Source organism: Luteibacter flocculans, from assembly GCF_023612255.1.
In the GTDB taxonomy this organism is placed as follows: Bacteria; Pseudomonadota; Gammaproteobacteria; order Xanthomonadales; family Rhodanobacteraceae; genus Luteibacter; species Luteibacter flocculans.
In genome coordinates, this window is sequence record NZ_CP063231.1 from 2,924,770 (window position 1) to 2,936,734 (window position 11,965).

At 65.4% G+C, this 11,965-nt stretch carries 5 protein-coding genes; 3 read left to right on the forward strand and 2 right to left on the reverse strand.

Annotation, left to right across the window (positions count from 1 at the left end; all coding sequences use genetic code 11):
• Nucleotides 1-235 precede the first annotated feature (235 nt).
• Nucleotides 236-5,155 (reverse strand): NAD-glutamate dehydrogenase, encoded by a 4,920-nt coding sequence (locus IM816_RS12615; RefSeq protein WP_250338351.1) that lies wholly within the window; start codon nucleotides 5,153-5,155, stop codon nucleotides 236-238.
• 268 nt (nucleotides 5,156-5,423) lie between these two features.
• Here IM816_RS12615 and IM816_RS12620 point away from each other — a divergent pair, with 268 nt between their 5' ends.
• The 3 genes from IM816_RS12620 to IM816_RS12630 are packed head-to-tail and all read left to right on the forward strand — an operon-like array spanning nucleotide 5,424 to nucleotide 10,645.
• A complete protein-coding gene (locus tag IM816_RS12620; RefSeq protein ID WP_250338352.1) occupies nucleotides 5,424-6,080 on the forward strand; it encodes a TetR/AcrR family transcriptional regulator in 657 nt (218 codons plus the stop codon).
• Nucleotides 6,077-7,303, forward strand: coding sequence for an efflux RND transporter periplasmic adaptor subunit (locus IM816_RS12625; RefSeq protein WP_072321590.1), 1,227 nt, complete (start codon nucleotides 6,077-6,079; stop codon nucleotides 7,301-7,303). Before IM816_RS12620 ends, IM816_RS12625 begins: the two co-directional genes overlap by 4 nt.
• Nucleotides 7,304-7,315: 12 nt before the next feature.
• Nucleotides 7,316-10,645 (forward strand): multidrug efflux RND transporter permease subunit, encoded by a 3,330-nt coding sequence (locus tag IM816_RS12630; protein ID WP_425602578.1) that lies wholly within the window; start codon nucleotides 7,316-7,318, stop codon nucleotides 10,643-10,645.
• A gap of 816 nt (nucleotides 10,646-11,461) precedes the next feature.
• Here IM816_RS12630 and IM816_RS12635 read toward each other — a convergent pair.
• The gene (locus IM816_RS12635; protein ID WP_250338353.1) at nucleotides 11,462-11,875 is read right to left on the reverse strand and encodes a VOC family protein; all 414 of its coding nucleotides are present in this window, start codon (nucleotides 11,873-11,875) and stop codon (nucleotides 11,462-11,464) included.
• Nucleotides 11,876-11,965 lie beyond the last annotated feature (90 nt).

Here is an 11,965-nt window from a genome sequence, read left to right on the forward strand (position 1 = left end):
ACCAACCCGGAGCTTAGTGCCTAACGCCGTGCAGCGGATAGAGCTAGGGCATCTGCCTCACCGCTACACCGCTCCGTTGGCTTATCGCCACTAGAGTGGCTCCCACCAGCACGCGCCGCTACCGCGGCGCTTGGGACCTTCGGGTGGGAGCCGCCCTGGCGGCGATGGGAACCTTGCCTCGCCGCTACACCGCTTCGTTGGCGTCTCGCCGCCGTGGCGGCTCCCACAGGGTTGCTTACACCGGGATCTGCGCGAGCTGGGCCAGGCGACGGACGGCGACCGAGGCGATCGGATAGTCCGCGTTCTGGGTGAGGATTTCCGCCAGCATGGCGCGGGTGTACTTGAGCGTGGCGTCGTCGCGCTCAAGCCAGGCCTTGACCGGGCTGACATCCGTGCGATCGCCGGCCACGCTGAGCACCTGCAACGCCAGCGCACGATGCTGGGCATTGAGTTCGTCGAGCAACGACCCGCGCGCCTGTGCATGCCACGCGCCTTCGACGGGCAAGGCTTCGATCTGCCCGCGCAGCCAGTCGAGATCCAACGCCTCGGCCAGTTCGTAGAACACGGTGGCGACCATGGCGACGCCCTTGCCGCTCTGCTTGGACACTTCGACCATGTCCAGCGCCGAGCGCAGCACCGGAATGCGCGCCAGGCGCACAGCCAGCGCGTTCGGCACGCCCAGGCCTTCCCACTTCTCCTGGCTGGCGGCGAAGTCGCCACGACCCGTATCCGTGAGCGCATCCGGCAGTGCCTTGCGCAGCACGGTGACCTCGCTGGCATAACGGTCGACGTTCGCCGCGATGTCCAGCGAGCCGCCCGGACGGTTGAGCAACCAGCGGGTGAGATGGCGCAGCAGCGACCAGATCTGCAGGATCGCGTCGATCTGCGTGTCCTCCGCCACCTGGCCGTCCAGCGCCTCGATCTCAGCCCACAGGTCGCGGGCGTCGAGGATCTCGCGCGCCGCGGTATACGCCTTGGCAATGGAGGCAGGACCGTGGCCGGTATCCTCCTGCATGCGCATCATGAAGGTGGCGCCCATGCGATTGATCGTCGAGTTGGTCACCGCCGTGGCGATGATTTCGCGCTTCAGGCGATGGCGCTGCATGTGCTCGGCATACTTCTCGTGCAGCGGCACGGGGAAGTAGCGCACCAGTTCGCGCGACAGGTACGGATCTTCCGGCACGTCCGATTCGAGCAACTGCTGGAACAGGCGGATCTTGTCGTAGGACAGCAGCACCGACAGCTCGGGACGGGTCATGCCCTGCCCGCGCTGTTTGCGTTCGGCCAGTTCGGCGGAGGTGGGCAACGATTCCACCTGGCGATCGAGCAGGCCCTCGGCTTCAAGCGTGCTGATGAAGTGAGCCATCGAACCGAGGCGACGCACCGACTGGTGCTCCATCATCGTGATGGCCTGGTTCTGGCGATAGTTGTCCCACAGCACGAGGCGCGCGACTTCGTCGGTCATCTCGGCAAGCTGCCGGTTGCGACCCTCGAAGCTGAGCTCGCCACGCTGCACGGCGTCGTTGAGCAGGATCTTGATGTTCACCTCGTGGTCGGAGGTGTCCACGCCTGCGGAGTTGTCGATGAAGTCGGTATTGAGCAGCACGCCGGCCTGCGCGGCCTCGATGCGACCCTTCTGGGTCATGCCGAGGTTGCCGCCCTCGCCCACCACCTTGCAGCGCAGCTCGTTGCCATTGACACGCAGCGCGTTGTTGGCGCGATCGCCCACGTCGGCATGCGTTTCGCTGGTGGCCTTCACGTAGGTACCGATGCCGCCGTTCCAGAGCAGATCGACCGGTGCCTTGAGGATCGCGGAGAGCAGATCGGACGGCGCCATATGCGTGACCTCGGCACGGATGCCGAGCGCGGTGCGGATTTCGGGCGACACCGGGATCGACTTGGCGCTGCGCGGATACACGCCGCCACCGGCGGAGATCAGCGACTTGTCGTAGTCGTCCCACGACGAACGCGGCAGCGCGAACATGCGCTGGCGTTCCGCGAACGACTTCGCGGCGTCCGGGTTCGGATCGAGGAAGATGTGGCGGTGATCGAACGCAGCCAGGAGGCGAATATGCTCGGAGAGCAGCATGCCGTTGCCGAACACGTCACCCGACATGTCGCCCACGCCGACCACGGTGAAATCCTGGGTCTGGCAATCGCGACCCAGCGCGCGGAAGTGCCGCTTGACCGACTCCCACGCACCCTTGGCCGTGATGCCCATGCCCTTGTGGTCGTAGCCGTTGGAACCGCCCGAGGCGAAGGCGTCGTCCAGCCAGAAGCCATGCTCGGTCGAAATGGCGTTGGCGATGTCGGAGAACGTGGCCGTGCCCTTATCGGCCGCCACCACGAGGTACGGATCGTCCTGGTCGTGGCGCACCACGTCGTGCGGCGGCACGACCTTGCCCTCGACGAGGTTGTCGGTGATGTCGAGCAGGCCGTTGATGAACATGCGATAGCAGGCGATGCCCTCGGCAAGCTGCGCGTCGCGATCGCCACCGACCGGCGGACGCTTCACGAAGAAGCCGCCCTTGGAGCCGACCGGCACGATCACCGTGTTCTTCACCATCTGCGCCTTCACCAGGCCCAGCACTTCGGTGCGGAAATCTTCGCGGCGATCGGACCAGCGCAGGCCACCACGCGCGACCGAGCCGAAGCGCAGGTGGATACCTTCCACGCGCGGCGCGTACACGAAGATCTCGCGGAACGGCACCGGCTTGGCGAGGTCGGGCACGCGGTGCGAATCGAACTTGAAGCTGATGTACGGGCGGAATGTACCGTCCCAGGCCTGGAAGTAGCTCGTGCGGAGCGTGGCATGCACCAGCGCGATGAAGCTGCGCAGGATTCGGTCTTCGTCGAGGCTTGAGACGTTATCCAGCAGTGCGTTGATCGCCTCTTCCACCGCGGCGACCTGTTCCTCGCGCGGGCGGCTGAGCGCAGCGACGAGGTTGCCGATGAGGCCCGGATGCGCGGCCAGCGTCTCCGTGTCCATCAGCGTGTGCATCTCGTGCGAGAGCAGGCTTTCGGCGCGTGCGCGTTCGTCGCCGTCGAGGCTCTCGCGGCGGGGATCGAAGCGCGCGTTGAACAACTCGATGATGAGGCCGGCGATCGCCGGGTAATGATTGAGCGCGTCTTCCATGTACGCCTGGGAGAACGCCACGCCCGTCTGCAACAGGTACTTGCAGTAGCTGCGCAGCACGGCGACCTGGCGCCAGCCGAGCTTCGCGCCGAGCACGAGGCGATTGAAACCGTCGTTCTCCGCATTGCCACGCCAGATCTGCTCGAACGCATCTTCGAAGAGCGAACCGACCTGCTCCACCTCGAAGGCGAGGCGACCGACCGGCTGCACTTCGAAATCCTGCACGAACAGCGAACCATCGCCGATCTTCACCTCGTACATGTGCTCGGTGAGCACGCGCAGACCAAGGTTTTCAAGCTGCGGAAGGACTTCCGACAGCGCGATGTCCGAGCCCGAGCGGTAGACCTTGAAGCGGAGTTCTTCCGGCCGGTGCGGCGGATGGTAGAACGACATGCTGATGGCATCGGGACCGTCGAGGCCCGCGAGCGCGCGCACGTCCGCGGCGGCTACCTGCGGCGAGACTTCGTCCACGTAGCCGGCCGGCAGTGCCTTGCCATAACGGTTGGCGAGAATGATGCCCTGCTGTTCGCCGGCCACTTCGATGAGGCGATCGCGCAGGTCGTCGTACCAGTTGCGTGCAATGGCGACGATCTGGCTTTCGATGGCCGCCGCGTCGTAGACCGGGTGATCGCCGATGCGCGGGCGCACCACCACATGCAGACGCACCAGGGCGGCCTCGCCCATCAGCACGGCGGAATCCACGTGCTCGCCGTGGAAGGCCTCGCGCAGCACGCTTTCCACGCGCTCGCGCACATTGGTGTTGAAACGATCGCGCGGAATGTAGACCAGGCAGGAGAAGAACCGGCCGTAACTGTCACGACGGATGAACAGACGCGTGCGCGTGCGCTGGGCCAGTTCAAGCAGGCCCGTCGCCAGGACGGAGAGTTCATCGGTGCTGCACTGGAACAGCTCTTCGCGCGGCAGCGTGTCGAGGATGTGGCGTAGCGCCTTGCCCGAGTGCGAGTCGCGCTTGAGCCCCGAGCGGGTCATCACGGCTTCGCACTTTTCGCGCACGAGCGGCACGTGCTGCGGATGCGCCATGTACGCATTGGAGGAGAACAGGCCAAGGAAGCGCTGCTCGGCGACAGGACGGCCGTTACCGTCGAACTTGAGAACGCCCACGTAATCCATGTAGCCCGCGCGGTGGATCGGCGAACGGGCATTGGTCTTGGTCAGGATGATGGCGTCGGTGGAACCCGAGCGCGGCAGTTCGCTTGCCACCAGCGTGCGCAGCGAGCGCGGCGCCAGCGAGCGCTCTGCCGTACGCAGGATGCCCAGGCCCGAGCCTTCCACGGTCTTCAGCACCTGGTCGCCCGCGTCGGCCGCCACTTCGTATTCGCGGTAACCCATGAAGGTGAAATGGTCGTCGGCCACCCAGCGCAGGAACTCGCTGGCTTCGCGCACTTCCTCCGCGGTATACGGCAGCGAGCGCTTGCCGAGGTCGCCCGCCACGTCGAGCATCTTGTCGCGCATGGCGCGCCAGTCGGTAACGGCTTCGCGAACGTCCGCCAAGGCCGTTTCCACATTGGCCTTGAGCGTGTCGAGCTCGGTGTCGTCGAGGCGGTCGATCTCGAAGCGCATGATCGATTCGGTCGCCGAACCAGAGCCCATGGACTCGAGCACACCGGTCGCCGAACGCAGCACCGGCACCACCGGATGGATGGTGGCGTGGATGTCCGCATGAGCGGCCGCGACCATGGAGACGGTATCGACGAGGAAGGGCATGTCGTCGGTAACGACTTCCACCACGGCACGCGACCCGGACACGCCGGGGTTGTAGACGCGGACCTTCGCCTTGCCGGGGACCCGCTCGCGAGCGAAGGCCAGCAGGTCGGCGATCAGCGCGGCCCAGCGGTCCGGCGCATGCAGGGCATGGTCGGCGGGCGCGATCCGCTCGAAGAAGGCCTGGATAAAAAAGTGCGCCTCATTGAGGCGCTCCGCGGGGTAATCCAGCTTTTTCAGTTCATCGAAGACAACGGCCTGGAAAGAGCCGTTTTCGGCAGAGCGAATCGCATTCATGGGCGGATATCGATGTGGGGGAGTCGGAAATCCGCGAAAGCATAGCTCCCTGCGACGTCATGTAGCCACACCGAGGCGTGCTTACGGTACGGGAATTTTCACTGCGTCGCCGCATCCGCGCTCGTGCGTTTCGATCGAGCGGCGCGCCGTGCGCGAGTCGTCGCGATGGATGCATCGCAACAATTCGCACGCGAATGTCTCAAGGCACCGTTGACGCTGGTCCGGGGGAGATTCTAAACTGGACGGTATAGTCCAGCAGGGAAATCCCATGGCGACCCTGGATACCCGCCCCGTATCAGACCATCAGCAGCGGGTGCTCCAGGCGGCATGTGCGTTGTTCCTGCGTGACGGTTACCGCGTCAGCATGGGGGCGGTGGCACGCGAGGCAGGCGTGTCCAAGCAAACCGTGTATGCGCACTTCGACAATAAGGACACCCTGTTCCACGCCGCCGTCGAACAACTCGTCTTGCCTCTCCACGCCAGCCTGACCCCGGAGAGCCGCGACCTGCCCTCGACGCTGCATGCCCTGGCCCGGGCGCATCAGACCTACGTGATGGACCACGAGAACGTGGCCCTGGGCCGCATGCTGATCGCGGAAGCCCCCCGCTTTCCGGCGGCGGCAAGGACCTTCTTCCGGATCGCGATCGATACGGTCGCGACCCGGTTGTCGCGTTGTATGGCGGAGGCCATGGAGCACGGCAGGATGCGCAGGGAAGACCCGGACGTCGCTGCGGAACTGTTCCTGTCCATGCTGCATGGGCTGGAAGGGGACCGTCGCCTCTTTGGCATGCGCGCAAGAGGCCAGAAGGCGCAGGACGGCTGGGCGAGGCACGCGGTAACAGTATTTATGCATGCGTACGACATCTTGCCGGATGAACCGGCGCGAACGAACAAGAAACCTGGAAAAGGAACGGAGTTCTCATGAATCCCCTGCCCCTGCGCTCGTCCCTGCTGGCCCTCGGCCTCGCCGCGGCGCTTGCCGCCTGCCACAAGCAGGAAGCTCCTCAGCAGCCGCCCCCGCCGGAAGTCGGCACGATCACCGCCCAGCCGCAGGATGCCCCGCTGGTCCAGGATCAGGTCGGTCGTGTATCCGCGTTCCGCACCGCCGACGTGCGCGCGCGCGTACCCGGCATCCTGCTGCATCGTCTGTATGAGGAAGGCACGGACGTGAAGGCGGGGCAGAAGCTCTTCCAGATCGATCCGCAGCCCCTCAAGGCGGAACTGGACGCCCAGTTGGCCAACCTCGCCTCCGCCCGCGCCACGGCCGTGAACGCCAAGGCACAGGCCGATCGCAACCGCGGTCTCATCGGCAAGAACTACGTCTCGCGGCAGGATCTCGATACCGCCGAGGCCAACCAGCGCACGGCCGAAGCCGCCGTGAAGCAGGCCGAAGCCAACGTGCAGTCGGCCCGGATCAACCTGGGCTTCACCGACGTGGTCTCGCCGATCGACGGCCGCGCCGGCCAGCAGCAGGTCACCGAGGGCGCGCTGGTCGGCCAGAACGAGACCACGCTCCTGACCCAGGTGGACCAGATCGACAAGGTCTACGTGAACTTCAGCGTGTCGGTCTCCGATCTGGATGCCATGCGCCGCGCCGCGGCCAACGGTGCCGCCACGCTGTCGCCCACCGACAAGGCCACCGTCCGCATCCAGTTGCCGGACGGCTCGGACTTCGGCGAGCAGGGCGTGCTCGACTTCTCCTCCGCCACGGTCAATCCGCAGACCGGCACGGTCAATCTGCGCGCGCAGCTCGCCAATCCGGACCTGCGCCTGCTCCCGGGCCAGTTCGTGACGGTCAAGGCCACGCTTGGCGACCTGCACAACGTGTTCCTGATTCCTCAGGCCGCGGTGCTGCGCGACGCCAACGACGCCTACGTGATGGTCGTCGGCGAAGGCCACGCCAAGGACCCGCAGACGGGCAAGGACACGACCGTGCCCTCGGCCGCCGTGCGTCGCCCGATCAAGGCCGAGCGCATCAGCGGTTCCAACTGGGTGGTTACCGGCGGCTTGAAGCCGGGTGACCAGATCATCGTCCAGGGTCTGCCCAAGGCGAGGGAAAACGCGCCGGTGAAGGCATCGCCCGCCCAGGCCGCTCCGGCTTCGGCTGCGAGTGCCCCCGGTGCGGCTGCCCCCGCCGGTCAGCAGTAAGGGAGTTTCGTCATGCCGAGTTTCTTCATCGACCGCCCCATCTTCGCGTGGGTCGTGGCGATCCTGATCAGCCTGTGCGGCACGATCTCCCTGCTCAACATGGGTATCGAGTCGTATCCGAACATCGCTCCGCCGCAGGTCGTCGTCACGGCGACCTACCCGGGTGCGAGCGCGGATACCACCGAGAAGACCGTGACGCAGGTCATCGAGCAGCAGCTGACCGGTATCGATCACCTGCTCTACTTCAGCTCCGCGTCGAGCTCCAGCGGCACGGCCACCGTGACGCTGACCTTCGAGACCGGTACCGACCCTGACATTGCCCAGGTCCAGGTGCAGAACAAGGTGTCGCTCGCGACGCCCCGACTGCCGTCCGAGGTGACCCAGCAGGGCGTCGTGGTGGCCAAGTCCAACCCCGACTTCCTGATGTTCATTGCGCTCACCTCGTCCAATCCGGCGATCGACGGCAACCGCCTGACCGATATCGTGTCGTCGCAGGTGCTCGACCAGATCGCACGTATCCCGGGCGTGGGCAACACGCGTCAGCTCGGTTCCGAGTACGGCATGCGCGTCTGGTTGAACCCGGACAAGCTGCGCGGCTACGGCCTCTCGGCCACCGATCTGCGCAATGCGCTCAGCACGCAGAACGTGCAGTTCGCCGCAGGCTCCATCGGTACGGATCCCGCGGTCAACGGCCAGGGCTTCAGTGCGACGGTATCGGCCGAAGGCCGCTTCACTACGCCGAAAGAGTTCTCCGACATCATCCTGCGCGCCAACAACGACGGCACCGTGGTGCGCCTGAAGGACGTCGCGCGGGTGGAACTCGGCCCGCAGACCTACGGCTTCAACGCACAGTGGAACGGCACGGCTACCGGCTCCTTCGGCGTGCAGCTGCTGCCCGGTGCGAACGCGCTGGACGTGGCAAACGCGGTGCGCGCCAAGATGGCCGATCTCGCCCGCGGCTTCCCCGATGGCGTGACCTGGTTCGCACCGTACGACACGACCAAGTTCGTGACGATCTCGATCGAGGAAGTGGTGCATACCCTCGTCGAGGCGATCATCCTCGTGTTCCTCGTGATGCTGCTGTTCCTGCAGAACTTCCGCGCGACGATTATCCCGACCCTGGTCATCCCGGTGGCGTTGCTGGGTACCTTCCTGGGTCTGTCGCCGCTCGGTTTCACGATCAACCAGCTCACCCTGTTCGGCATGGTGCTCGCCATCGGCATCGTGGTCGACGACGCGATCGTCGTGATCGAGAACGTCGAACGCATCATGTCCGAGGAAGGACTGTCGCCGAAGGAAGCCACGCGCAAGGCAATGGGCCAGATCACCGGCGCCGTCGTGGCGATCACGGTGGTGCTGGCGGCAGTGTTCGTGCCGTCCGCACTGCAGCCGGGTGCCTCGGGCATCATCTACAAACAGTTCGCGCTGACGATCGCGGTGTCGATGGGCTTCTCGGCGTTCCTCGCGCTGTCGTTCACGCCGGCGTTGTGCGCCACGATCCTCAAGCACACCCACGACGAAAAGAAGAACATCGTCTATCGCAAGTTCAACCAGGTCTTCGACTGGGTTCAGCACACCTACTCCGGCCACATCGGCGGTGCGGTGCGTCGTGCCCCGGTCTGGATGGTGGTGTTCGTGCTGATCGCGGTGCTTTGCGGCTTCCTGTTCACTCGCCTGCCGACCAGCTTCGTGCCGGACGAGGACCAGGGCTACGCGCTCGCCATCGTGCAGTTGCCGCCCGGCTCCAGCATCGCCCGTACCGAGAAGGTGATGGAGCAGCAGCGCGCGATCCTGCTGAAGGACCCCGCCGTCGACGGCGTCTTCCAGATCTCCGGCTTCAGCTTCGTGGGCCAGGGCGAGAACGTCGGCATGAGCTTCATCCGCCTCAAGGACTGGGGCGACCGCGACATGACCGCTACCGAGTTCATCCAGCAGGCGAACGGCAAGATGCAGGCCGTGCGCGACGCCACGATCTTCGTCGTCAACCTGCCGACGATTCGCGGTCTCTCGCAGTTCGGCGGTATCGACATGTACCTGCAGGCACGCGCCGGCCAGTCGCGCGATGAGCTGACCCAGGCCCGCAACATCCTGCTCGGCGCCGCCGCGCAGAACAAGGCACTGGTCGGCGTTCGCCCGAACACGCTCGAAGACGCGCCGCTGCTGCAGTTGCACGTCGATCGCACGCAGGCGCAGACGATGGGTCTGTCGGTCAGCGACATCTACACCGCGATCCAGCTCACGCTGGCACCGGTCTATGTCAATGACTTCTCCTACGGCGGCCGCGTGAAGCGCGTGATGCTGCAGGCCGACGCGCCCTATCGCATGGGCACCGATGCCTTCCAGCACATCTTCACCCCGAGCACGCTCAGCACGGCATCGACGAACAGCAGCAGCACCTCATCGACCGTCGCCAGCGCTTCGACGGCCGTGGACAGCGCAATGATTCCGCTCTCCAGCGTCGTCAGCTCGAAGTGGTCGCTGGCCGCGCCGACGCTCAACCGCTACAACGGCTATTCGGCGGTGGAAATCGTAGGCAACCAGGCGCCGGGTTACTCCACCGGCCAGGCCATGAACATCGTGGAGGGCATCGTCAACGACAAGCTGCCGAAGGGCTTCGGCTATGACTGGACGGGCCAGTCGTACCAGGAAATCCTCTCGGGCAACTCGTCGACGCTGCTGCTCGCGCTGTCGGTGGTGATCGTGTTCCTCTGCCTTGCCGCCCTGTACGAGAGCTGGTCGATCCCGGTGTCCGTGTTGCTGGTGGTGCCGCTGGGCATCCTGGGCACCATCGTGTTCTCGATGCTGCGCGGGCTGCCGAACGACATCTACTTCAAGATCGGCATGATCACGGTCATCGGCCTTGCGGCGAAGAACGCGATCCTGATCGTGGAGTTTGCGGTGGAGCAGCAGCAGGGTGGCAAGACCCTGCGCCAAAGCGTCATCGAAGCCGCTCGCCTGCGACTGCGCCCCATCTTGATGACGTCGCTGGCCTTCATCCTCGGCGTGTTCCCGCTGGCGATCTCCACGGGCGCGGGTGCCAACTCCCGTCATGCGATCGGTACCGGCGTGATCGGCGGCATGCTGTTCGCGACGTTCCTCGGTCTGCTATTGATTCCGGTGTTCTACGTCAGCGTTCGCCGCATGCTGGGCGACAAGCTGGACGAGGTGTCGCACAAGCTGCCGCACCACGGCCCGGATGGCGATGATCACGGTCCGGACGGTGGCAGCCATGGACCGCAGGGTGGCGGAAATCCGTCGACCAACGTCGGCCCGCATGCACCGAATGTGGGCGATGTAAGAGCCTTCGATTCGGACCCTCGACGGGGTACCGAACGACCGTAACGAAGAAAACCCGGCGCAAGCCGGGTTTTTTTTGGGGTTGGTCTGGCGATGGGAGCTTGCTGGTGGGAGCCAGCCTGCTGGCGATAGTAGCTGGCCTCGCAGCTACACCGCTTCGTTGGCTTATCGCCACCAGGGTGGCTCCCACCGGTCTGCGCTTCGGCTGCACCGCTGCTACGGTGAGAACTTGCTGGCGGTGGGGAACTTGCCTCGCTGCTACGCCGCTTCGTTGGCTTATCGCCACCAGGGTGGCTCCCACCGGTCTGCGCTTCGGCTGCACCGCTGCTACGGTGAGAACTTGCTGGTGGGAGCCAGCCTGCTGGCGGTGGGGAACTTGCCTCGCTGCTACGCCGCTTCGTTGGCTTATCGCCACCAGGGTGGCTCCCACCGGTCTGCGCTTCGGCTGCACCGCTGCTACGGTGAGAACTTGCTGGTGGGAGCCAGCCTGCTGGCGATGGGGAACTTGCCTCGCTGCTACACCGCTTCGTTGGCTTATCGCCATCAGGGTGGCGCCCATCGGTCTGCGCTTCGGCTGCACCGCTGCTACGGTGAGAACTTGCTGGTGGGAGCCAGCCTGCTGGCGATAGTAGCTGGCCTCGCAGCTATACCGCTTCGTTGGCTTATCGCCACCAGGGTGGCTCCCACCGGTCTGCGCTTCGGCTGCAACGCTGCTACGGTGAGAACTTGCGGGTGGGAGCCAGCCTGCTGGCGATGGGGAACTTGCCTCGCTGCTACACCGCTTCGTTGGCTGATCGCCACCAGGGTGGCTCCCACCGGCGTCCTTGGCTTTTCGACACCAGGGGTGGCTACCGCCGAGCCTTACGCAGACCCGATCGATGCTGCGACGTCGAGCGACGCATGGTGGACGGCTTCGATGTTGTGGCCGTCCGGATCGAGGACGAAGGCACCGTAGTAGCCGGCGTGATAGTGGGAGCGCGGGCCGGGCGGGCCGTTGTCGCGTCCACCGGCGGCGAGTGCCGCCTCGTGGAACTCGCGTACGAGCTTCTGCGTTTCCACGCGGAAGGCGACGTGGACGGGCGGCTGGTTAGGCTGGCCCTCGGTGATCCAGAAATCGGGTTTGCCGTGCTCGCCGAAGCCGGCGACATTCGTGCGACCCGTTACCGAGGCGGGGAGAATCACGAGGAGTTCGTATCCGATCGCCGCGAGCGCCGCCTGGTAGAACTGCCTGCTGCGTTCGAAGTCGCTGACGATGACGCCGGTGTGGTCGATCATGAAAGTCCCCAGGAGAGATGGCCTGGAGAGCTTAACGCATTCGACGAGGGGCCCTGTCGGCACGGTGGCGCGCGGCATATCCGTACGAGC